Raw genomic sequence first — 22333 nt, 5'->3', positions numbered from 1 at the left:
TTTAACGATTTCGATTAATTATTCGCATTTTTTTTACAAAATGGACTTGTATATATTTTGTATTTTTGCAGATATAAATAACATTTATGCTTGAAAAAGAAGTGATAAGGTTTGAAAAAACCGTGATTGTCGGGATAATAACACAGAATCAGGACGAAGAAAAGCTAACAGAGTATCTGGATGAGTTAGAGTTTCTTACTTTTACTGCAGGTGGTGAAGTAATAAAGCGTTTTTCCCAAAAAATGGACAAACCTAACCCAAAAACCTTTTTAGGTACGGGTAAGATTGATGAGATACATCATTACATAAAAGAAAATGAGGTTTCAACCGTAATTTTTGATGATGAGCTGTCGCCTGCACAGCAAAAAAATATAACCCGAATACTTGAGTGTAAAGTATTAGACAGGACCAACCTTATCCTTGATATTTTTGCCCAAAGGGCAGAAACCTCTTATGCCCGAACACAGGTAGAGTTGGCTCAGTGCCAGTACTTACTGCCAAGGTTATCGGGTATGTGGACCCACCTTGAAAGACAGCGTGGTGGTATTGGTATGCGTGGTCCCGGTGAAACGGAGATTGAAACTGACCGCCGTATTGTTAGGGACAGGATTGCCTTGCTAAAAGAAAAAATCAGGACCATTGATAAACAAATGGCCGTTCAGCGCAGCAATCGTGGTGCACTGGTTAGGGTTGCCCTTGTAGGATACACTAACGTAGGGAAATCAACCCTTATGAACGTGATAAGCAAAAGTGAGGTTTTTGTTGAAAATAAGCTGTTTGCAACGCTTGATACGACTGTAAGGAAAGTAGTTATCAAAAACCTTCCTTTCCTTCTTTCTGATACAGTAGGATTTATAAGAAAGTTACCTACTCAACTGGTTGAGTCCTTTAAAAGTACGCTGGACGAGGTGCGCGAAGCCGATTTGCTTTTACATGTGGTGGATATTTCACACCCAGACTTTGAAGACCATATTGCGTCGGTTAACCAGATATTACAGGACATAGGCTGTATAGACAAACCTACCGTTATGGTATTTAATAAGATTGACACCTATAAACCACTTGAGATTGATGCAGATGATCTTGTTACCGAAAAGACAACAAGACACAATACCCTTGAGGAATGGAAGGCTACCTGGATGAGTAATGTAGGTGAAAAGAATGCGCTTTTTATTTCGGCCACCAATAAAGAAAATTTTGAAGAATTTAGGGAAAAAGTGTATGAAGCTGTTAGAGAGATACACATAACACGTTTTCCTTATAATAATTTCCTATACCCAGATTATAAGGAAAATCATTCTGAGGAAAAAGAATAAAGAAAATCCGGCCTTGTAAAAGGCCGGATTTTTGTTTTTTATAATCTATATCAGCATTGGAGTTTTAAAATCGATATATCTTTAATCCAGAATTAAACTTTCTTAAATTTCATATCCTTCTCTTTATCCATTCTTAACATCCACGCCTAACGATACAAGATAGTATACCTCATCATGACTTATTATCTTAAAAAAGTTAGTGTTGCTGGGGTTTAAACTTTTCCTCCTTTCCAATAGTTTTTTTCGCTCCTCTTCATTTAACAGCCATATCTCAAAGCCGGCCAGTGACCTTGGAAGTTCCATATAAAAAACACCAAGGAATTTTACTACAAGGTCACTTTCAAGTGCTTCTAAACGCAATTCAGAATGTCCAAAAGTAAAGGACTTAGGCGTAAATATTTCCTTTGTTTTGTATATCAGTTTTTCCATTTCAAAAAAGGTAAGACTCAAATATAAGAATAGTTACAAAAAAAGGCCGTCATAAAATGACAGCCTTACTTTTTTATATTTTTCAGGGATTAAAATCCGTAATTAACTGCTACACCAAATACCTGTCGTATCTGAAATCCTTTAAAAGCATTATCATCATAAATAGTTTGGAAAGAAACATTAGTAGTAAGATATCTATTAATCTTCATTACTATGTTTAATTGATAATCAATATCCACATTTTGAGGATCTTCAAGGTAATTGGAATACAGGTTAAGTATATTTTCAAATGTAACGTTTGCAATTACATCAAGCTTATAGTATGCAGAAGCATTAAAACCCAGCTCATAACGCATAGATTCTCCTTCTTTTACTCCAAAATAAGCTTCATCAGGCAATGTAAAGTTCTTATCTACAAAAGTAATTTTTGAGGTTGCCGGAGACAGGTTAATCTTAAAATTATCGTCTCTTTTATACATCATTCCCGGTCCTACAAGTAAATAACCAGGTGACAAAATATTTGTATACTCTTCCCTTATCTCTGCTCCGTTTTCGTCAGTACTGTAGTTGTATCCTTTTGTAAACTGTGTCTTAAAGTTCAAGAAAGCAGAATAGTACCATCTTTCTGTTGCTTTTTTACCTAAAATCGAATTTATTTCAAGCTTATCATCAGTCTTTTTAGCAAAAGAACTGTTTCTTGTTTTTACCAAGCCATAGGATGCTATAAACTTATTATCCCAAGACCAAGGGCCTTTCTTATAGTTTATATCATAATTTAGGCCTACACTTCCCGAAATATTATTTTCACCACCGGCAAGCCAGTTATCAAAGGTTGACTGGTTAAATAATAAAGAGGCATTTCCTTTTTTAGTCCACGGACCAATTGTGTCATTATCAGCTGCTGCATCAGAAACCTGATCTTGTGCTTTGGCAGCCATAAAACCCAGCATAGCCGCCGCTAAGAGTAATTTTTTTATCATAATGGGAGTGTTTTACACAAATATAGCCAAATTGCAGTAAAACCTCACAGTTAATAAAAAGTTAAAGCTTCGGCTTTTTATATAAAGGTACTGAAGAACAGGCCTCTCCAAACATTATACTCTTTGCTACAGGCATCAGTTTTTGCATAGCCAGCATATAAGCTTCTTCCGGTACCGGTTTGCGGGAACAACCCTTAATGATTACCGGTTTTCCTTCATAAGAACTATAGTCTAATCCGTTAAGGATATCATTATAAAGCAGCACATTCAGGTTATGTAATTCGCCCTGCATTACCTTTTTAGCATACGGCTGAAGGTAAGATGTTATAAGCATATAAGCCCATGCAGGTACAATAGCATCTTCGCTGCAGTATAAGGCTACATATTTGTTTTGGTATTGTTGCCAGTCGTAGTTTTTAAGGGCATCTCTAAACTCTTTTTCCTTAAGTACAAGGCCCTGCCATAACCATTGGGTTATATCTATAGAAACCCTCTCCCCTTCAGGATAATAATCTTCAAGGTCAAAAACCTCAAGAACGCTGTTAGCAACCCTGTTTACTATTTCTTCTTCCTGTTCTTTCATAATTTTCAGGCTAAATTTATAATGCCGGCCTTAAATTAAGAAGCCGGCATCTATGGTAGAAATCAATTTATTAAAGCATGCCAAGCTCAAGCTTAGCCTCTTCGCTCATAAGATCACGTGTCCATGGCGGATCGAAAGTAATTTCAACCTCAGCGGCCTTAACACCTTCTATTTTAGTGATCTTTTCTTCCACTTCCTGCGGTAAACTTTCTGCCACAGGGCAGTTAGGTGATGTAAGTGTCATAAGTATTTTCACTTCATGATCTGTATTCACCATTACATCATATATCAATCCCAGTTCATAAATATCAACCGGAATTTCGGGGTCATAAATTGTTTTTAAGATCTTTACAATCTCTTCCCCCAGCTGTGCAGTATCTATTTGCTGTTCCATAGTATTTAATTTTTTGCCTGAAATGCCAGGGCATACATTTTAATCTGTTTAATCATAGAGACAAGTCCGTTAGCCCTTGTTGGTGATAAGTGCTCCTTAAGCCCTATCTCGTCAATAAAAGCGGTATCAGCCTCCAGTATATCAGCAGGTTTCTGGTTAGAGAAAACGCGTATTAATATTGCTATTATCCCTTTGGTTAAAATAGCGTCGCTGTCTGCCGTAAAAACAACATTACCGTCCTTTTGCTCGCCGTGAAGCCAAACTTTGCTCTGACAGCCTTTAATGATGTTCTCCTCGGTTTTAAACTCCTCATTAATCAGCGGAAGTGAGTTACCCAAATCAATTACATACTGGTAACGCTCCTCCCAATCATCAAACATTGAAAATTCGTCTATAATCTCTTCCTGAATCTCTCTAATATCCATTTCTATTTTTTTTGCAAATCGGATGCTGAAATGATCTTCTCTACAACATCTTTTATTTCCTGTGGAGGATTACCATGATCAAAGCTGCTGCTCTGGTAGGTTTTATCTCCTCTTATTACTTTTAAATTGGCTATTGGGGCAGCATCAACCTGATGTTTTACACTTGGCGCCTTAATTTCACTAAGCGCATCAAGGTCTATACCTTCAAGCGATTTAAGTATGCCGTTCCATTCACCGTTTTTAAGGCTTTTTGTAATCACGTTTTCAAGACCTCTGTCCTTAATGGTGATTACGGTATCCTGTTTTACAATAATTTTTTTATAGCTCCCTCTGGTAATGGCTTCATATTCAAAAGAAATCTTATCGCTTTCCTTTTTAAGTGCCGAAGCACAACTTACCGCAAAAAGAGCCAGTAATACAATGGCTGCAAACTTTTTCATATACTTTATTTTACCTGTAAAAGTAGCCCTTTTTATATTTAGCCCAACATTCTTTGCGCTTTCTTAACAGCCTCGGCAAGTGCATCTATTTCTTCTTTTGTATTGTAGAATGCGAACGATGCCCTTACGGTTCCAGGTATTTTAAAGAAGTCCATTACTGGCTGCGTACAGTGATGGCCTGTTCTTACGGCAATACCCATTTTATCTACAATAGCGCCTATATCATACGGGTGAATAGTACCCACATTGAATGATATTACCGATGTTTTGTTTTCGGCAGTACCAATGATTTTAAGGCCGTCTATTTCAAGTAGTTTTTGTGTACCGTAAACCAATAGTTCATGCTCGTAAGCAGCTATATTATCAAGACCAATTGTATTTAGATAATCTATAGCCGTCCCCAGTACAATACCGCCTTCAATATTTGGCGTACCCGCTTCAAACTTGTGTGGCAGGTCGGCATAAGTAGTTTTTTCAAAGCTAACTTCCTTAATCATTTCACCACCGCCCTGATAAGGAGGTAGCCTATTAAGCCATTCTTCTTTACCATACAGTATTCCGCTTCCGGTAGGCCCACAGGCTTTGTGCCCTGAAAAAGCATAAAAATCGCAATCCAGCGCCTGAACATCTATCTTTAAATGCGGTGCCGCCTGTGCACCGTCAATAAGTACCGCTGCTCCTACAGCGTGTGCCTTATCAATAATATGCTTAACCGGATTAATCGTGCCAAGCGAGTTGCTTATATGATTTACCGCTACGATTTTGATCTTTTCGGTAAGCAGTTTTTCAAATTCCTCAATAATCAGTTCTCCCTTTTCATTCATTGGGATAACTACAAGTTTTGCCCCAACTCTTTCACAAAGCATTTGCCACGGCACTATGTTACTGTGGTGTTCCATAGCCGATACCATTACCTCATCGCCTGCCTTTACAAAAGCTGCAAACCCGTTTGCAATCAGATTAATACCATGAGTAGTTCCTGTTGTAAACAGTACCTCATAGCTATGCTTGGCATTAATGTGCTTTTGAATTTTTTGCCTTGAAATTTCATAAGCATCTGTAGCCAGCTGGCTAAGTGCGTGTACACCCCTATGGATGTTTGAGTTTATCTGCTCATAATATCTTGAAATGGCATCAATAACAACCTGCGGTTTTTGTGAAGTTGCGGCATTATCAAAATATACAAGCGGCTTACCATTTACGGTTTGGTTAAGTATCGGGAAATCAGCCCTTACAGCTTTTATATCTAACATTTTCTTCTCCTCTATTTTTTGCCAACTAATGGCTTTACAACAAATTGGGTACAAATTTACGGCTTGTTTATTTAAAAACAGCATAAATGTTTGAGATTTAACCCCAGGCACTCTTAACACTAAATTTTTACCTTATTTTTTTTCATTCTAAATAAAAATAATACATTTGCGTTAATTTAGATTTATTAAAAATAATTTAATTAACCAATGAAAAAAATAAGCCTTATAGCCTTTTTTGCAATTAGTCTTTTTACAGCAACTTCATGCAAAAATGACACTTCAAAAGCAGAAAAAACAACTGCTGAACAAAAAGAGCTAACAATAGAAACAAACCGTATCATATCCTTAAACGGAGCCATAACAGAGGTTGTAGCCGCATTAGGTCATGAAAAAGAAATTGTGGGCGTAGATGTTACCAGCACTTACCCCGAAACCGTAAAAAGCACTGCGAAAGACTTAGGGCATGTAAGGAGTATTTCTGTAGAAACGGTTATGGAACTTAAGCCTACACTTATTTTGACTACCGATAAAGATTTAGACCCAACCCTTGTCGAAAATCTTAAAGCATCAGGAATTACAGTTAAGGTATTTTCTCAGGATATCAGTGTAGACGGTACAAAAAAACTTATTGATGAAGTAGCAAATACTTTAAACAACAATAACTACGAAAAACTACAGAACGATATAGACAACGACCTTGCACAGGTAAAACCAATTGAAAATACCCCAAAAGTACTTTTTATATATGCCCGTGGCGCTAATATGCTAATGGTTAGCGGTACAAATACTCCGGTAGATAAAGTGATTACACTGGCTGGCGGTAAAAATGCCGTTTCAGACTTTGAAGATTACAAACCACTTACACCGGAAGCCCTTTTACAGGGAAATCCGGATGTGATACTGATGTTTGATTCAGGTTTAGGAAGCGTTGGCGGTCCTCAGGGAGTATTTAAAATACCAGGAGTAGATAAAACCAATGCAGGAAAAAACAAAAAGATAATAGCAATGGATGGCGGGTTACTGGCAGGTTTTGGTCCGCGCCTTGGTGAAGCTGCCGTACAATTAAACGCACTGCTTAGGGAAAATGCAAAATAAACTCTCGTTATATATTACTTTGGGAATGCTGCTGCTGGTTTCACTGGCAGTAGTTTCCCTATATATGGGAGTTTATATATTTGAAAGGCATTCTCTTGCCGAAATAATCAGTGGTATTATAGCACAGGACAGTTCTATTTCTCAAAGTGACCGTTTTGTTATAATGGACTTAAGGCTGCCCCGCATCACTATGGGGGTGCTTATAGGCAGTGCCCTTGCAGTATCGGGAACATGTATGCAGGGTATGTTTAAAAACCCACTTGCCACCCCCGACTTAATAGGAATAACATCTGGAGCATCTCTTTTTGCTGCCATTACTATTGTTTTGGGCAGCTCTATTAAGCCTTATATTCCGGAAGTCTTTCATTATTCACTGTTAAGTATAATGGCGTTTATAGGGGCATTGCTTACTATGCTTTTGGTATATCGCATTTCTACTACAAACGGTAAAACAAATGTAGTGGTTATGCTGCTTTGCGGCGTTGCATTTACAGCCTTAGGCTTTGCCATAATGGGATTACTGATCTATATGTCAAAGGAAGAACAGTTAAGGGATCTTACATTTTGGAATCTGGGCAGTCTTGCCGGAGCCACGTGGACTAAAAACGCCATCCTGGCCAGTATTATGGCTGTAGCCTATATACTGCTTATAAATAAAGGCAAAGCCCTTAATGCCATGATGCTTGGCGAAAGAGATGCACAGCACCTGGGTATTCCGGTTGAAAAAATAAAAAAACAGATTGTAATATTAACCGCGCTAATGGTAGGTACCTCGGTTGCCTTTGCAGGAACCATAGGCTTTGTAGGTCTAATTGTCCCATACATTTTGAGGCTTATCTTTAAATCCAACTATAATATCATCCTGCCTCTTTCTGCCGTAATGGGAAGTGTACTTCTACTTTCGGCAGATACCGTTAGCCGAACCATAGCGCAGCCCAGTGAAATACCTATAGGCATACTTACAGCCTTTATGGGCGCACCTATTTTCATCATAATATTAATACGCAGCCGAAAATCGATGTAATATGCTGGAAGCCTATAAAATATCATTTGCCCATAAAAAACATTCCATACTGGAAAACATAGATGTTTCGGTAAAGTATGGCGAACTGCTTGTTATTGTTGGCCCTAACGGAGCCGGAAAATCTACTTTGCTAAGTTTATTAGCAAATGAGGCCGGTAAAAATGAGGAGCCCATATTCTTCAAAAAGAAAACTTTTGAAGAATGGGATTACAGGGATCTTGCACACAATAAAGCCAAGTTCTCACAAAACAACAGTCACGATATACCCCTTTCTGTTAAGGATGTGGTTATGATGGGACGTTACCCCTATTTTCAGTCCAATCCACACAAAAAGGACTTTGAAGCGGTACAAAAAGCTATGGAAGAAACCGATGTTGCCTATCTTGAAACAAGGGATTACAATTCGCTTTCGGGCGGGGAGAAACAGCGTGTTCACCTGGCAAGGGTATTAACACAACTGGATAACGAAGTACTTAACAAACTGGTTTTTTTAGACGAACCATTAAACAATCTGGACGTATTGCATCAGCATCGAATATTACATACCATAAAGAATTTTACCGAAAAGGGAAATACAGCAGTTATGGTATTGCACGACCTTAACCTTGCCGCACAGTTTGCCGACACGATAATGCTGCTTAAAAAAGGTAAGGTAGTAGCACATGACACACCTAATAAGGTATTTACAAAAGAAATAATAAGCAAAGTGTACAATTTCCCCTGTACGGTTTGCCCTAACCCGGTCAATAAAAACCCTCTTATAATTTTTGGAACATAATAAAAAAACAGCATTATGGATATTATAACTAATAATCTTAAATCACAATGGGATGCCCTAAAGGCAGAAAACCCGCATCTTAGAATAAGAAACGCTGCAGAAAAGCTTGGTGTTAGCGAAGCCGGACTTTTAGCAACACAAACCGGAGAAACCGTAACAAGGCTAAAACCTGAATTTGCCGCAATACTATCGGAAATTGAAAGCCTTGGCAAAGTAATGGCACTTACCCGTAATGATGAGTGCGTACATGAAAGAAAAGGTGTTTACCTTAATCCTGATTTCAGCAGCCCGTTTGCAGGCCTTTTTGTGGGAGAGGATATCGACCTTAGAATATTCTTATCACATTGGGATAAGGCTTTTGCCGTAGAGGAAAAATCAGAGCACGGTGACAGAAAAAGCCTTCAGTTTTTCGGAAAAGACGGACTTGCCATTCACAAAATATACCTAACTAAAGACAGTAATGAAGCTGCTTTTGATGCACTGGTAAAAAAATATACTTCAGACAATCAGAGTACTGAAGAAACTGCTGTAGCTGTTGCCTTAAATATCGACGAGAAACCGGACAGCGAAATAGACGTTAAAGGTTTTCAGGAAGCTTGGGAGACACTAAAAGATACTCACGCGTTCTTTGGTATGCTTAAAAAGTTTGGCGTTACAAGAACACAGGCATTACGTTTAGCTCCAAACGAAACCGTTGCCCATAAGATTGAGAAAGATGCTATAGTAAAAATACTTGAAGGTGCTGCTGAACAGAAGCTGCCTATTATGTGCTTTGTAGGAAACAGGGGTAATATCCAAATCCATACAGGGCTGGTAAGAAAAACAATGTGGCACAACAACTGGTTTAATGTTATGGATCCTGATTTTAACCTTCACCTGGATATGGATAAAATCGCACAGGTATGGGTGGTAAGAAAACCTACCGAAGATGGTGTGGTTACCGCTATCGAGGTATTTAACGAAATGGGAGAAATCATTGTTCAGTTCTTTGGAAAAAGAAAACCGGGAATACCTGAATTGGAAGAATGGCGAAAACTTGTCGCTTCGTTATAAATCTTGTATTATCTAAATTGTAAACCCCGCTATATGCGGGGTTTGTTTTTTACAGGCCGTAAGTAATAACAAATAAAAAAACCCGGCAGGTTAACTATGAAAAACCAGCCGGGACACAGTAAAAACAAAAACTAACTTAACTACTGCTTTTTATTGAACATGAAATGATTTACTTATTGTAAAAGCTTGTATTCAAATACAGGGTAGCCTCTTTCTCCTAAATCGTTTTTAAGAGCCCTGAACAATACTTTGTAAAAATTACCATCGGCATCCTTAATTACAAAAAAGCGGTCTGTCTTTACAGTCATGGTAGTATTTGGCCCTGCTTCTGTCCTCCAGGTTACAAACCTGTGATCAGCAACTGAAGCCTCAAATTGAGCAGGGTCTACCTGAGCAAGTGTAAATGCATTATAACCTGCCTCTCCTCCTTCGGCATCCTCTGTAATAATCTCATAAGCTCTTGTACCACCTTTAACGTTAAGTAATGTATAATCGGCAAAAGGGTATAAAACAGTTATATCGTTATATGGGTAATAGTTGGTAAACGTTGTAAAGTTTAAATCCCAGTCTCCCTTTTTAGGTTCTACAGAAGTTTGAGCATTATTTACTATACTGAAAAAAGTAAAATTATAGTCGCCGTTTTTAGTTATAGTTACCTCTTCATGAGTTGTAGCATCCAGTTCTGCATACTGAAGTTTATAATCGTTACCGCTTCTCAGTACACGAATTTTCATCCAGCCACGAAGGTCACCATCTACACTCGCACTTCCTGTTGAAGGGGTTGTGTTCGAAAGTCCGTAGCCCATATTTACAAGATAAACATAGTTTTCGCTATCGGTTGCGGAAATTTCTGCTATAGCAGTACCCTCTCCCCCACCGTTACCGGAAAGAATTCCTGTTGGGTTATCCACATAACCTAAAGTAGCATCTGTAGCATAGCTTACTGTTACTGTAGGATCTGCTTCCTGAACCTCATCAATATTGGTTGTTTCCAGTTTTTTGGCAGCCATTTTAACCGATCCGTTAAGGATTACCCTAAAATCGGCTCCCGAATAAAACCCAAGATCCCATGATGTTCTTACAACTGCCGTAGATTCTCCTGTGCTAAGGTCTACATAAACCTGATTGGGCTCATTAGGACCTCCAATATTTGGTTGTACTATGCTTCCTTCAGCAGGGCCGCCAGTAACAGGTTCTGTAGTAGTACTGTCGTCACTTGAGCAGGAAGCTAAAAAACCAACTGCTGCGGCAAGGATTAATATGCTTTTTTTCATATGATAATGATATTATGAATTAAAAATTAAGATTGTACATAAGTTTTATATAGTAAGACCTGCCATAAGCAAGCATTACATTGTTTGAGGCAGCATGGCTGCCGGTTTGGTTAACTCCCGTACGGGTCACATTGGTAACATCAAGCAGGTTTCTTGCCCCAAGGGTTACATCAAACCTATTGTTGTAAAATGATTTTATTATTGAGGCATCCAGCCAGTTTGTTGCGGCTACGCTGGTAAGCACATATTCATTTTCTGACGCGGTATAATCCTGTGTTTTACCATTATACTTGTAGTAAGCCGAAAAGGTAGTTTTCCATTTCGGTACCCTGTAGGAGATACTGCTGTTAAGGTTTAGTGTATACAGGTACTTGTCATCACTCTGAAAATCGCCATTATCCAGTTTCTGCGATATTCCTGCCAGTGTTGTTCCCAATGAGAATGTAAGGTTATTATACTGTAACTGGTTTGTGGTTGAAACATTCCACATATTGTACTGACTTACATTAATTGACTCATATTTAGGCACATTATCCGGAGTGTAGCCCGTAAAAGCAGTGCTTATCCTGTCTTTTATATCCATAAAGCTTACAATAACATTGTTAGAAAGCATCAATCCGGAATCAAAATAGCTGTTCTTTTTAAGGCTAACCTCATAAGAGGTGCTTGTTTCGGGTATCAGGTTTTCATTACCTGTAAAGTAATGTCCTGAAAATATCATCTTGGTATAAAGCTCTTCAAAAGTTGGCGTACGGAACGATTTGCCTATTGCTCCCCTTAACTGATAATCGTTTTTAAACAGCTGTCTGAAACCCAAGGAAGCGGCATACTGGTTATCAAAACGGGACTGGAACGAGTAACGGAATCCCGGGCGCAGGGAAAAGTTTCTGTTTACATTTACTTCCGATGAAGCAAAAACATCATAATTCTCCAGTCTTTCCCTTATTCCCACATACACATTGTCTGCCTCCTGAACTACAGAAAAACCGTTGTTGTTCACTAATTCATAGCCCAGTTGCAGCTTAACCGTTTCACTTTCAAAGAAATTACTGAAAGTCCCTGTAGAATATAAAACCTCCATAGACTGGTCGGTTTCTATTGTGTTGTTTACTTCCTGATCCTGCCATATGCGATACAAGAAGCTCTCGACGTCTCTCTGCTGCTTTTGATGAGAAGCCGACACATTATATGCCAATCTGGAAAAAAGCTTTCCTGTGGCGTTTAAATGATGGTAAAACCTGTCGGTAAAATAACGTTTGTCCTGCGATGCCCTGTAAGAACCTAATTCAGCATTAAAAAGTGTTTCTACTTCGCTGTTATAGTAGTCAATGTTCTCATCCATCATCTCAAATCGGTAAAAGAACCTGAACTCGTTTCTCCTGTAACTTAACAGTGCGTTGGTCATCAGTTGTTCTTTTGGCAGCCAGTTATAGCCCCTCAGGTCGTTGTTAACCGTATAATTCTTTCCTTTCTTATCTCCCAAGTAACCCTGAAAATCATTTCGGTTGGCATTAACAGACACAAACCAGTTTTCGGTTAAGGTATGCGATACCTGTAATGCCTGTATGTGCCTTCCCTCATCAAAAGCGGCATACTCTTTTCCAACAGTTTCTTCCTGAAGTGTTGCCGATATTTCCCACTTGTTTTTAGATGATTTTTTGGTAATAATGTTAAGTATCCCGCTAACGGCATTAGCACCGTGTGTTACACCCATAGAGCCTTCTATTATTTCTATACGCTCTACATCATTAAGGTTTATTTGAGATAAGTCGATATTATTACCCAAACCGGCTTCATTAGCTATGGGTACATTATCTATAAGAATTTTGAAGTAAAGACCGTCAAGTCCAAACATACTAACGGTTGAGCGGCCATCGGTGCCACTGGGGCGCACCGTTATGTTTACATACTGGTTTAATACATCACCAAGATTATTAGCCGCGAGTTGATCAATATCCCTTCGTGTAATTACCCTTACATTCTGCACTGATTTTTTTAATGACTGAGGCTCAAACTGACCGGTAACAACAACTTCATTCAAATCGGAATTGATATTAACGGAATCCCTTTGCTGTTCCTGTGCAGATAGTTTTATATGTAGCAATAAAAAGAGTAGTGCGATACGGCTGGGTTGCATTCTAATTTAAATTAGATTAATTCTAAATTGCAAATCTAATTAGCTCAAAAGACATATGCAAATTATTTTTATTAATTCTAAATAAAAACAAAAGCAGCGCTAATTGCGCTGCTTTGTATGTAATAGTATATTATGTTGTTAATTACAGGTCAAACCCCATACTAACGCCTAGTTTCATTGCTATAATCTTGTTGATCCTGTTCTTAAGCTCAGGTATTTTAATGCTTTCAATAACTTCGTTAGAAAAAGCATACATTAATAATGCTTTTGCTTCTTTTTGAGGAATACCTCTTGACTGCATATAGAACATGGCATCATCATCCAGCTGACCAATTGTACAACCGTGAGAACACTTAACATCATCTGCAAAAATCTCAAGCTGCGGTTTAGCATTTATAGTAGCCTTATCGCTTAACAGCACGTTATTGTTCTGTTGGAAAGCATCTGTTTTTTGTGCTTCTTTCTCAACAAAGATCTTACCATTAAACACACCTGTGGAGCTTCCGTCAAAAATACCTTTGTAGTTCTGGTGGCTCTCACAATTTGGTTGAGCATGGTGTACAAGCGTGTAATGATCTACATGCTGTTTATCTCCTATGATTGTTATTCCTTTTAGGGTACTGTCAATATTTTCCCCTTCGTGGAAGAAGTTAAGATTGTTACGTGTAATATTTCCTCCAAAAGAGAACGTATGTACACTTGCATTACTGTCTCTCTTTTGAGAGATATAAGTATTATCTATAAGGTTTGCCGTTTGAACGTCATTTTGAATCTTATAGTAATCTACATTAGCGTTTTCATGAGCAAATATTTCAGTAACCGCATTTGTAAGAACAGGGTTGCTGTTTAAGCTCTGGTGTCTTTCAATAATGTGTACCTGAGCATTTTTACCTACAACGATCAGGTTACGTGGCTGAACCATAAGTGCTGCCTCATTTCCTGTAGAAAAACTGATAATCTCTATCGGTTTATCAGCAATCTTGTTCTTAGGGATATTAATAAACGCCCCTTCATGAGCAAAAGCCGTATTAAGTGATGTAAGGCTATCGTCTTTCTTTGCGATCTTATTAAAATAAGTATCTATTACTTCCTTGTACTTAGGCTTAGTAAGTGCCGAAGACATTAGACAAACATCCAGCCCGTCGTGTGTTGTGGAAGACAGGAAAGAACTAAATATACCGTCTATAAAAACAATTTTATAGGTGTCTATTTCATGTAGGAAATACTTTTTAACCTCAGCATAGCTCAATGCATTTTCCTTTTTAGGGAAAACACTAAAGTCATTTTTAAGCACCGCGTTTAACGATGTATATTTCCAGGCCTCTTCCTTTTTGCTGGGGAATCCCTTATTTTCAAAATTCTTTATAGCTTCGGTACGTATGTTATGTAAATCTGCTGTTACATCCACACGCTCTTCAAAAGCCATAAAAGAAGATAATAATTTCTCTTTCAAATCCATTTCTTAATTTTCCGATTTAATCCAGTCGTAACCTTTTTCTTCAAGCTCGTATGCAAGCTCTTTACCTCCTGATTTTACGATCTTACCATTGTAAAGTACATGTACATAATCTGGCACGATATAATCAAGAAGCCTTTGGTAGTGCGTAATAACAACTACAGCGTTGTCTTTACTGCGAAGTTTGTTAACCCCGTTTGCAACAATACGAAGCGCATCGATATCAAGTCCTGAATCGGTTTCGTCAAGAATGGCCAGTTTTGGCTCAAGCATAGCCATCTGGAATATTTCATTACGTTTCTTCTCACCACCCGAAAAACCTTCGTTTAAAGAACGTGATAAAAACTTCCTGTCTATTTCTAAAAGTTCCGATTTTTCACGGATAAGCTTAAGCATTTCATTAGCCGGCATTTCCTCAAGGCCTTTAGCCTTACGGCTTTCGTTAATTGCCGTTTTCATGAAGTTAGTAACCGAAACTCCCGGTATTTCTACAGGATACTGGAAAGAAAGGAAAACACCTTTGTGTGCTCTTTCTTCCGGTGCAAGCTCACCTATATCTTCACCTTCAAGAAAAATTTCACCATCGGTAACTTCATACTCCTCTTTACCTGCAATTACAGATGAAAGTGTACTCTTACCGGAACCGTTAGGTCCCATTATAGCATGTACCTCTCCCGCTTTTACTTCAAGGTTTATTCCTCTTAAAATCTCCTTATCTTCAACACTTGCGTGTAAATTCTTAATTGATAACATAAAATATATAATGGTGTATTTTTATTCGTAATTAACCTACTGACCCCTCAAGGCTTATCTCTAATAATTTTTGAGCCTCTACAGCAAACTCCATAGGAAGCTTGTTTAATACTTCTTTACTGAAACCGTTTACGATAAGAGCAATAGCCTTCTCTGTAGGAATACCCCTTTGATTACAGTAAAACACCTGGTCTTCACCAATTTTACTGGTTGTCGCCTCATGCTCTATTTTAGCTGTTGTATTTTTAGACTCTATATAAGGGAAAGTATGTGCCCCGCAGCTGTTACCCATTAGTAATGAGTCACATTGAGAGAAGTTTCTGGCATTTTCTGCCCTCGCCCCAATCTGAACCAAACCACGGTAACTGTTTTGCGACTTACCTGCCGAGATACCTTTAGAAATAATGGTACTCTTAGTATTTTTCCCTAAGTGAATCATTTTTGTACCCGTATCTGCCTGTTGGTAATTATTGGTAACGGCAATAGAGTAAAACTCCCCTACCGAATTATCTCCCTTAAGCACACAGCTTGGGTACTTCCATGTAACAGCAGATCCTGTTTCAACCTGTGTCCATGATATTTTTGCGTTCTTTTCACAAAGTCCGCGCTTAGTTACAAAGTTGTATACTCCACCTTTACCCTCTTTATTCCCGGGGAACCAGTTTTGTACAGTAGAATATTTAATCTCGGCATCATCAAGCGCAATAAGTTCTACAACTGCGGCATGCAGCTGGTTCTCATCACGTGATGGCGCTGTACAGCCTTCAAGGTAACTGACATAACTACCTTCATCAGCCACTACAAGTGTACGTTCAAACTGTCCTGTTCCTGCCTGATTGATCCTGAAGTAAGTTGATAACTCCATTGGGCAGCGTACTCCCTTAGGGATATAACAGAAAGAACCGTCTGAGAAAACAGCCGAGTTAAGTGCAGCATAAAAATTATCTTTTTGCGGCACTACAGTCCCTAAATACTTTTTAACAAGTTCAGGATGTTCTTTAATTGCTTCAGAAATTGAACAGAAGATAATTCCTTTTTCTGCCAGTGTTTTCTTGAAGGTCGTCGCTACAGAAACAGAGTCCATAACGATATCTACAGCCACACCTGCCAGCTTTTTCTGCTCATCTATAGAGATTCCCAGTTTTTTGAATGTATCCAAAAGCTCAGGATCTACCTCATCAAGACTGTCATATTTAGGTTTTTTTAATGGTGCAGAGTAATATGAAATTGCTTGAAAATTAGGTTTTTCATAATGTACATTAGCCCACTCGGGCTCTACCATTTGTTCCCAAGCCCTAAAGGCTTCAAGGCGCCACTCAGTCATCCATTCCGGCTCTTCTTTCTTGTTAGAAAGGGCACGAATGATATCCTCGTTTAACCCGTTAGGAAACGTATCTGACTCAATATCGGTATAAAAACCATACTCGTATTCTTTATTCTCGAGTTCGATTTTTAATTCTTCTTCTGTGTACTTGCTCATTTTAAGTTCTTAATGTTTAAAGTTCTTAATGTTATAAAGTTCCGGCCAGGTACTTTATAAAACCACTTAACAACTTTGATATATCATTTACCTTTAAATTAAGTGTCTGAAAATCGTCATTAGAAATATAGCCTAAATCTGAAGCTAAATATAATTGAGATCTAAACTCTCCGGCAGAGGCTTTTGCTATATAAAGAAATCTTATAAATCCCTTTGTGGTTTCCCGTTCAAAGCCTTCAGCTATATTGGATGAAATTGAGATACTCGCCCTCCTCATCTGATCTCTCAGCCCATAATCTTTTGTAAACAGTTCATTCTCATTTATAATTCTGTATATTTCGGCATTGAGCTCTCTTGATTTTTGCCATGCAATAATTTCTTCAAAGGAGTTTAGTTTCGCCATACAGACATTACAACTTTATAACTTTTAACTTTAAAACTTATAAAGAAAAACTTTCCCCGCAACCGCAGGTTCTGCTGGCATTTGGGTTATTAAATACAAATCCTTTACCGTTTAATCCTCCTGAATATTCCAGGATTGTACCTGCTAAATACAGGAAGCTTTTTTTATCAACGGCTATCTTTATATTGTTGTCCTCAAACACTTTGTCATTTTCTCCCAGCGCTTTGTCAAATTTCAAATCGTATGACAACCCCGAGCATCCGCCACTTTTAACCCCTACCCTAACATAGTCGGTAGCAGCATCAAATCCGTCGTCTTCCATCAGGCTTACGACTTTCTTTCTTGCTGTGTCAGAAACTTTTATCATAATCGTATACTTATATTTAATCTAAATTTAGTGCAAAGATACCACCATTTTTACAGATTGCAATAGATAGTAACCTTTTTCTCTTTATTGTATTATAAGCAATACTTATACCGCTATGTGAGGTTAAATTATTAATTTGGCAGCTTTAAACTTATTCTGATGAAATTATACCCTATAGAAAGCGGCAATTTTAAGCTGGATGGCGGCGCTATGTTTGGCGTTGTGCCTAAAACCATCTGGAGTAAAACCAACCCTGCCGATAATAATAATCTGATTGATATTGCGGCAAGGTGCCTTTTAATTGAAGATGATAACCGCCTGATTTTGATAGATACAGGAATGGGAAACAAACAAAATGAGAAGTTTTTTGGCTACTATTCGCTTTGGGGAGATCATTCTATGGACAAATCATTAGCCAAGTATGGGTTTCACAGGGATGATATTACCGATGTATTTATGACCCACCTTCACTTTGACCATTGTGGCGGCAGTGTGCAGTGGAATAAAGACCGTACCGGCTATGAGGTAGCATTTAAAAATGCTAATTTCTGGACAAACGACAATCATTGGGAATGGGCCATCAAACCAAATGCCCGTGAAAAGGCTTCTTTTCTAAGCGAAAATATCCAGCCAATGCAGGAAAGCGGACAGCTTAAGTTCATTAACAGGCCTGAAGGTGATTTTCTCGATAAAAGTGAATTGGGGTTTGGTATCTTTTTTGCTGACGGACATACCGAAAAACAAATGATACCGCACATTAACTACAACGGAAAAACCATTGTTTTTATGGCCGATTTGCTTCCTACTGCAGGGCATATCCCGTTGCCTTATGTTATGGGTTATGATACACGCCCGCTTTTAACATTAAACGAAAAGGCAAAATTTATGAACGCTGCAGCCGATAATGGCTATTACCTTTTCCTGGAACACGATGCGCATAATGAAATAATTACGGTAGAACATACCGAAAAAGGCGTACGTTTAAAAGACATTTACAAATGTAGTGATATACTAATTTAGTGTTAATCCAGATTTTTGTGTAACAAATTGAGGATTCATTAGACCTATTTTAAAAATTAAATAAAACGAATTATGAAGTTTAAGTCTATTTACCTGTCGGCTGCCTTGGCATTGTTCCTGGCAAGCTGCGGTTCATCAAAAAAAATCACGGCAACTCCACTTGCCATAAATACGACTATCACAGCTAAAAAAGCTGATCTTACTGAAATACAGGAAGAGCGTTGGAGCCACCTGGACCTGTTAACGGACACTATTCCGGGAATGAGTGTGGACAGAGCTTACAGCGAACTGCTTAAAGACAAAAAGGCAGACAAAATTATTGTTGGTGTAATTGACTCAGGTGTTGACATTGAGCACCCTGATTTACAGGCAGTAATCTGGACTAACCCTAAAGAGATTGCCGGTAATGGTATTGATGATGACAATAACGGATATGTAGACGATATTCACGGGTGGAATTTCTTAGGAGATATTAACCATGAAAACATGGAGTTCATCAGGATCCTTAAAAAAGGTGATGATGGTTCTGCTATTTACAAAAGAGCAAAAGAAAAGTATGATGAAGAATACAACCACGCTCTTGCAGGTAAAATGCAGATGGACTTTATTCAAAAAGCAGACAAATCTTTCCAGGAACTTACAGGTAAAGAAAATTATACTGCAGAAGACCTTAAAGGCCTTGATATAAAAGACCCTAATCTTGCCGGTGTAAGAAATCAGTTTGTAATGATTTTAGCAGACCTTACAAGAGAAGAGCTTGCTAAAGAAGTTAACTCTGGTGTAGAACACTATAACAACGAGCTTGAATACCACCTGAACCTAAAATATAACGCTCGTGAGATTTTAGGCGATAACCCGGATGATTTCAGCACTAAAAGTTATGGTAATAATAACGTAATTGGTCCTGATAAAGACGGTGCTAAACACGGTACTCACGTATCTGGTATTATCGCTCAGGTAAGAAACAACGGTATTGGCGGTGACGGTGTTGCCAGCAATGTTGTGGAAATTATGGCAGTAAGAGCTGTGCCGGATGGAGATGAGTATGATAAAGATGTTGCCCTTGCTATACGTTATGCTGTAGATAATGGTGCTAAAGTTATTAACGGTAGCTTTGGTAAATACTTCTCTACTCACAGCAACTGGGTATATGATGCTATTAAATATGCAGGAGAAAAAGACGTTCTAATTGTTTGTGCTGCCGGTAATGAGGGTACTTTCCTTGATAAAAACGGTGGTGTAGAGCGTTATCCTAACGATAACATGGTTACAGGTCCTGAAATTTCAGATAACTTTATCTGTATTGGTGCCCTTAACAACAAGCTTACTGAAAAAGGTTTAGTAGCTCCTTTCTCTAACTACGGTAAAAATAACGTTGACGTATTTAGCCCGGGTATGAGAATTTATGCAACAACTCCGGATAATCACTATGAATTCCTTCAGGGTACTTCTATGGCATCTCCTAATGCAGCAGGTGTTGCGGCACTTATCCGTGCTTACTACCCTAAACTTTCTGCTTCTCAGGTTAAGCACATCCTTATGGATTCAGGCTTAGCTGTAAAGATGCAGGTACAGGTAGGTGAAGATGCTGACAAGAAAGTAATCATGTTCAGCGAGGCTTCAAAATCAGGTAAAATTGTAAATGCTTACAATGCCCTGATCATGGCCGATCAGATTTCAAGAGGAAAATAATTTTCATTAAACCATACTGACGGAAGGGGCTTTCCCTTCCGTTTTTTTATTTTAGCCCATGAAAAAATCAGTATTATTTGCACTTTTTGCGGTAACAGGATTGTTTGCACAAAACAACCCTAACCCTGGTTACTGGCAACAGCACGTAGACTACAAGATGAATGTGTCTATGGATGTAAAAACCTTCCGTTATACTGGAAACCAGGAACTTGTTTATACTAATAATTCCCCTGACACGCTGCGCCGTGTTTTTTATCATTTATACAACAATGCCTTTCAGCCGGGAAGCGAAATGGATGCACGCCTGCAAACTATTGCCGACCCTGACAGTCGAATGGTAAAAAGCTTTAAGAAAGGTGAAGAAACCATTAAGGAGAGCCGTATAAGTACGCTTAAACCAGATGAAATAGGTTTTCTTAAGATAAACAACTTTAAACAGGATGGTCAGGAAGCTAAAACCATTGTTTCAGGTACTGTTCTTGAGGTAACTTTAGCTACGCCTTTATTACCGGGTAAATCAACTACTTTCACTTTAGACTTTGACGGACAGGTTCCTTTACAGGTGCGCCGTTCAGGAAGAAATTCAGAAGAAGGGGTTGCGCTTTCCATGACGCAATGGTACCCTAAAATGGCAGAATATGATTTTGAAGGATGGCATGCAGATCCCTACATTGGCCGTGAGTTTCATGGCGTATGGGGCGATTTTGATGTAAAGATTACTATTGATAAAGACTACACTATTGGTGGTACAGGGTATCTTCAAAACAAAAGCGAAATAGGAAAAGGTTATGAAGATGAAGGAGTTACCGTAAAACATCCTAAAAAGACAAAAACGCTTACCTGGCATTTTAAAGCACCTATGGTTCACGACTTTGCCTGGGGTGCAGATAATAACTATATCCATGATAAGTTAATAGGCCCTAACGGTGTAGAGCTTCACTTCTTCTACAAAGACAATCCTAAATACAACGAAAGCTGGAAAAAGATGCAGCCTAAAACGGCTGAGCTTTTAGCATTTTATAATGAAAACATCGGCCCATACCCTTACAAGCAATATTCTGTTGTACAGGGTGGTGACGGTGGTATGGAGTATGCCATGTGTACCCTTATAACCGGTAACCGCAGCTACGGAAGCCTTGTTGGTGTAACAGCACACGAGTTTGCACACTCTTGGTTTCAGCATATTTTGGCAAGCAATGAATCGAAACACGAATGGATGGACGAAGGATTTACTTCTTTCATAAGTGACTTGGCTATGGAAACCGTACTTCCTAACGACAAGAAAGAAAAGGAAACAAGCCCTTGGGCAGGTGCTTACTCTAACTATTTCTATATGGTGTCTACAGGAAATGAGCAACCGCTTACCACTCATGCCGACAGGTATTCTCAAAATATGCTTTATGGTATTTCGGCTTACAGCAAGGGGACTATTTTCCTGTCGCAACTTATAGATGTCATAGGCCAGGAAAACCTTATGAAGACCATTAAGCGTTATTATCACGATTTCAAGTTTACCCACCCTACGCCAAACGATATTATACGTACGGCCGAAAAGGTATCGGGTGCAGAGCTTGACTGGTATTTAACCGACTGGTGCCAAACTACCAATACTATTGATTACAGCATTAAAGATCTTGCTGAAAACAACAGTAATACAACAGTAACACTGGAGCGTATAGGTCTTATGCCTATGCCACTTGATATAATTGTGGTGTATGAAGACGGTACTCAGGAAAGCTTTTATGTACCGCTTAATCTTATGCACTATATAAAAGACAATCCTTTCACCAAATTAAAGCGCACTGTGCTGCCGGAATGGGATTGGGCACACCAAACCTATCAGTTCACAATAAACAAGCCTAAATCGGCTATAAAAGTAGTCATGATAGACCCTATGGAGCTCATGGCCGACGTAAACAAGGAAAATAACTTTTTCGTAAAGCAATAATATAAAAAGCCCCACTTAATGTGGGGCTTTTTC

22 protein-coding genes are annotated in these 22333 nt (G+C 38.6%); 8 read left to right on the top strand and 14 right to left on the bottom strand.

The features are described 5' to 3' along the window. Positions 1-86: 86 nt before the first annotated feature. On the top strand, positions 87-1316 hold the full coding sequence (gene hflX / locus NU09_RS07425; protein ID WP_129750641.1) for a GTPase HflX: 1230 nt from the start codon (positions 87-89) through the stop codon (positions 1314-1316). A 123-nt stretch (positions 1317-1439) separates the two neighbouring features. Here hflX and NU09_RS07420 read toward each other — a convergent pair whose 3' ends face one another. From NU09_RS07420 to NU09_RS07390, 7 genes are all read right to left on the bottom strand, one after another. Then, the gene (locus NU09_RS07420) at positions 1440-1745 is read right to left on the bottom strand and encodes a hypothetical protein (protein ID WP_129750640.1); all 306 of its coding nucleotides are present in this window, start codon (positions 1743-1745) and stop codon (positions 1440-1442) included. A gap of 89 nt (positions 1746-1834) precedes the next feature. Beyond that, complete coding sequence (locus tag NU09_RS07415) at positions 1835-2725, bottom strand: DUF3078 domain-containing protein (RefSeq protein WP_129750639.1); 891 nt, start codon at positions 2723-2725, stop codon at positions 1835-1837. A gap of 61 nt (positions 2726-2786) precedes the next feature. Then, positions 2787-3308: a DUF2480 family protein gene (locus tag NU09_RS07410; RefSeq protein WP_129750638.1), complete on the bottom strand. Its 522-nt coding sequence runs from the start codon at positions 3306-3308 to the stop codon at positions 2787-2789. 70 nt (positions 3309-3378) lie between these two features. Beyond that, on the bottom strand, positions 3379-3702 hold the full coding sequence (locus tag NU09_RS07405; protein ID WP_129750637.1) for an SUF system Fe-S cluster assembly protein: 324 nt from the start codon (positions 3700-3702) through the stop codon (positions 3379-3381). Between the two features lie 5 nt (positions 3703-3707). After that, positions 3708-4127: a SufE family protein gene (locus NU09_RS07400; protein WP_129750636.1), complete on the bottom strand. Its 420-nt coding sequence runs from the start codon at positions 4125-4127 to the stop codon at positions 3708-3710. A 2-nt stretch (positions 4128-4129) separates the two neighbouring features. Continuing rightward, positions 4130-4567: a hypothetical protein gene (locus tag NU09_RS07395; RefSeq protein ID WP_129750635.1), complete on the bottom strand. Its 438-nt coding sequence runs from the start codon at positions 4565-4567 to the stop codon at positions 4130-4132. A 38-nt stretch (positions 4568-4605) separates the two neighbouring features. Continuing rightward, positions 4606-5820 carry an aminotransferase class V-fold PLP-dependent enzyme gene (locus tag NU09_RS07390; protein WP_129750634.1) on the bottom strand — a complete coding sequence of 405 codons (1215 nt, stop codon included), beginning with the start codon at positions 5818-5820 and terminating at the stop codon, positions 4606-4608. Positions 5821-6027: 207 nt separating this feature from the next. Here NU09_RS07390 and NU09_RS07385 point away from each other — a divergent pair, with 207 nt between their 5' ends. From NU09_RS07385 to NU09_RS07370, 4 genes are read left to right on the top strand one after another with little or no spacing between them, the layout of a single operon-like run. Continuing rightward, positions 6028-6915, top strand: coding sequence for a hemin ABC transporter substrate-binding protein (locus NU09_RS07385; protein WP_129750633.1), 888 nt, complete (start codon positions 6028-6030; stop codon positions 6913-6915). Further along, positions 6905-7939 carry a FecCD family ABC transporter permease gene (locus NU09_RS07380; protein WP_129750632.1) on the top strand — a complete coding sequence of 345 codons (1035 nt, stop codon included), beginning with the start codon at positions 6905-6907 and terminating at the stop codon, positions 7937-7939. The genes NU09_RS07385 and NU09_RS07380 overlap by 11 nt, the downstream gene beginning before the upstream one ends. Position 7940: 1 nt before the next feature. Then, a complete protein-coding gene (locus NU09_RS07375; protein ID WP_129750631.1) occupies positions 7941-8717 on the top strand; it encodes a heme ABC transporter ATP-binding protein in 777 nt (258 codons plus the stop codon). A 15-nt stretch (positions 8718-8732) separates the two neighbouring features. Further along, a complete protein-coding gene (locus NU09_RS07370) occupies positions 8733-9770 on the top strand; it encodes a hemin-degrading factor (RefSeq protein WP_129750630.1) in 1038 nt (345 codons plus the stop codon). 173 nt (positions 9771-9943) lie between these two features. Here the strand turns inward: NU09_RS07370 and NU09_RS07365 are convergent, their stop codons facing one another. From NU09_RS07365 to NU09_RS07335, 7 genes are all read right to left on the bottom strand, one after another. Then, positions 9944-11044: an HmuY family protein gene (locus NU09_RS07365; RefSeq protein WP_129750629.1), complete on the bottom strand. Its 1101-nt coding sequence runs from the start codon at positions 11042-11044 to the stop codon at positions 9944-9946. Positions 11045-11063: 19 nt separating this feature from the next. Continuing rightward, positions 11064-13181 carry a TonB-dependent receptor plug domain-containing protein gene (locus NU09_RS07360; RefSeq protein ID WP_129750628.1) on the bottom strand — a complete coding sequence of 706 codons (2118 nt, stop codon included), beginning with the start codon at positions 13179-13181 and terminating at the stop codon, positions 11064-11066. A 142-nt stretch (positions 13182-13323) separates the two neighbouring features. Beyond that, entirely contained in the window at positions 13324-14640 is a 1317-nt protein-coding gene (gene sufD / locus NU09_RS07355) for a Fe-S cluster assembly protein SufD (RefSeq protein ID WP_129750627.1), read from the bottom strand. Positions 14641-14643: 3 nt separating this feature from the next. After that, a complete protein-coding gene (gene sufC / locus NU09_RS07350) occupies positions 14644-15390 on the bottom strand; it encodes a Fe-S cluster assembly ATPase SufC (RefSeq protein WP_129750626.1) in 747 nt (248 codons plus the stop codon). Positions 15391-15421: 31 nt separating this feature from the next. Further along, positions 15422-16870, bottom strand: coding sequence for a Fe-S cluster assembly protein SufB (sufB, locus tag NU09_RS07345; protein WP_129750625.1), 1449 nt, complete (start codon positions 16868-16870; stop codon positions 15422-15424). Between the two features lie 31 nt (positions 16871-16901). Continuing rightward, the gene (locus NU09_RS07340; RefSeq protein WP_129750624.1) at positions 16902-17273 is read right to left on the bottom strand and encodes a four helix bundle protein; all 372 of its coding nucleotides are present in this window, start codon (positions 17271-17273) and stop codon (positions 16902-16904) included. 37 nt (positions 17274-17310) lie between these two features. Then, positions 17311-17640 carry a HesB/IscA family protein gene (locus NU09_RS07335; RefSeq protein ID WP_129750623.1) on the bottom strand — a complete coding sequence of 110 codons (330 nt, stop codon included), beginning with the start codon at positions 17638-17640 and terminating at the stop codon, positions 17311-17313. A gap of 159 nt (positions 17641-17799) precedes the next feature. Here NU09_RS07335 and NU09_RS07330 point away from each other — a divergent pair, with 159 nt between their 5' ends. The 3 genes from NU09_RS07330 (at position 17800) to NU09_RS07320 (ending at position 22300) form a co-directional block, all read left to right on the top strand. Continuing rightward, a complete protein-coding gene (locus tag NU09_RS07330; RefSeq protein ID WP_129750622.1) occupies positions 17800-18660 on the top strand; it encodes an MBL fold metallo-hydrolase in 861 nt (286 codons plus the stop codon). Between the two features lie 72 nt (positions 18661-18732). Next, the gene (locus tag NU09_RS07325) at positions 18733-20352 is read left to right on the top strand and encodes a S8 family peptidase (RefSeq protein ID WP_129750621.1); all 1620 of its coding nucleotides are present in this window, start codon (positions 18733-18735) and stop codon (positions 20350-20352) included. Positions 20353-20410: 58 nt separating this feature from the next. Next, positions 20411-22300, top strand: a complete 1890-nt coding sequence (locus NU09_RS07320) for a M1 family metallopeptidase (protein ID WP_129750620.1) — start codon at positions 20411-20413, stop codon at positions 22298-22300. Positions 22301-22333 lie beyond the last annotated feature (33 nt).

The sequence above is a fragment of the Flavobacterium beibuense genome (genome assembly GCF_004151245.1).
Lineage (GTDB): Bacteria > Bacteroidota > Bacteroidia > Flavobacteriales > Flavobacteriaceae > Flavobacterium > Flavobacterium beibuense_A.
The sequence above is the reverse complement of the archived record's forward strand: the minus strand, read 5'-3'. Positions and strand labels throughout refer to the sequence as shown.

Coding starts and splice junctions, on each gene's coding strand:
- NU09_RS07375 (WP_129750631.1), top strand. CDS start 7,941: ATGCTGGAAGCCTATAAAATATCATTTGCCCATAAAAAACATTCCATA.
- NU09_RS07320 (WP_129750620.1), top strand. CDS start 20,411: ATGAAAAAATCAGTATTATTTGCACTTTTTGCGGTAACAGGATTGTTT.
- sufD (WP_129750627.1), bottom strand. CDS start 14,640: ATGGATTTGAAAGAGAAATTATTATCTTCTTTTATGGCTTTTGAAGAG.
- NU09_RS07400 (WP_129750636.1), bottom strand. CDS start 4,127: ATGGATATTAGAGAGATTCAGGAAGAGATTATAGACGAATTTTCAATG.
- NU09_RS07325 (WP_129750621.1), top strand. CDS start 18,733: ATGAAGTTTAAGTCTATTTACCTGTCGGCTGCCTTGGCATTGTTCCTG.
- NU09_RS07390 (WP_129750634.1), bottom strand. CDS start 5,820: ATGTTAGATATAAAAGCTGTAAGGGCTGATTTCCCGATACTTAACCAA.
- NU09_RS07360 (WP_129750628.1), bottom strand. CDS start 13,181: ATGCAACCCAGCCGTATCGCACTACTCTTTTTATTGCTACATATAAAA.
- NU09_RS07380 (WP_129750632.1), top strand. CDS start 6,905: ATGCAAAATAAACTCTCGTTATATATTACTTTGGGAATGCTGCTGCTG.
- NU09_RS07415 (WP_129750639.1), bottom strand. CDS start 2,725: ATGATAAAAAAATTACTCTTAGCGGCGGCTATGCTGGGTTTTATGGCT.
- NU09_RS07370 (WP_129750630.1), top strand. CDS start 8,733: ATGGATATTATAACTAATAATCTTAAATCACAATGGGATGCCCTAAAG.
- sufC (WP_129750626.1), bottom strand. CDS start 15,390: ATGTTATCAATTAAGAATTTACACGCAAGTGTTGAAGATAAGGAGATT.
- NU09_RS07410 (WP_129750638.1), bottom strand. CDS start 3,308: ATGAAAGAACAGGAAGAAGAAATAGTAAACAGGGTTGCTAACAGCGTT.
- hflX (WP_129750641.1), top strand. CDS start 87: ATGCTTGAAAAAGAAGTGATAAGGTTTGAAAAAACCGTGATTGTCGGG.
- NU09_RS07335 (WP_129750623.1), bottom strand. CDS start 17,640: ATGATAAAAGTTTCTGACACAGCAAGAAAGAAAGTCGTAAGCCTGATG.
- NU09_RS07330 (WP_129750622.1), top strand. CDS start 17,800: ATGAAATTATACCCTATAGAAAGCGGCAATTTTAAGCTGGATGGCGGC.
- NU09_RS07420 (WP_129750640.1), bottom strand. CDS start 1,745: ATGGAAAAACTGATATACAAAACAAAGGAAATATTTACGCCTAAGTCC.
- NU09_RS07365 (WP_129750629.1), bottom strand. CDS start 11,044: ATGAAAAAAAGCATATTAATCCTTGCCGCAGCAGTTGGTTTTTTAGCT.
- NU09_RS07340 (WP_129750624.1), bottom strand. CDS start 17,273: ATGGCGAAACTAAACTCCTTTGAAGAAATTATTGCATGGCAAAAATCA.
- sufB (WP_129750625.1), bottom strand. CDS start 16,870: ATGAGCAAGTACACAGAAGAAGAATTAAAAATCGAACTCGAGAATAAA.
- NU09_RS07385 (WP_129750633.1), top strand. CDS start 6,028: ATGAAAAAAATAAGCCTTATAGCCTTTTTTGCAATTAGTCTTTTTACA.
- NU09_RS07405 (WP_129750637.1), bottom strand. CDS start 3,702: ATGGAACAGCAAATAGATACTGCACAGCTGGGGGAAGAGATTGTAAAG.
- NU09_RS07395 (WP_129750635.1), bottom strand. CDS start 4,567: ATGAAAAAGTTTGCAGCCATTGTATTACTGGCTCTTTTTGCGGTAAGT.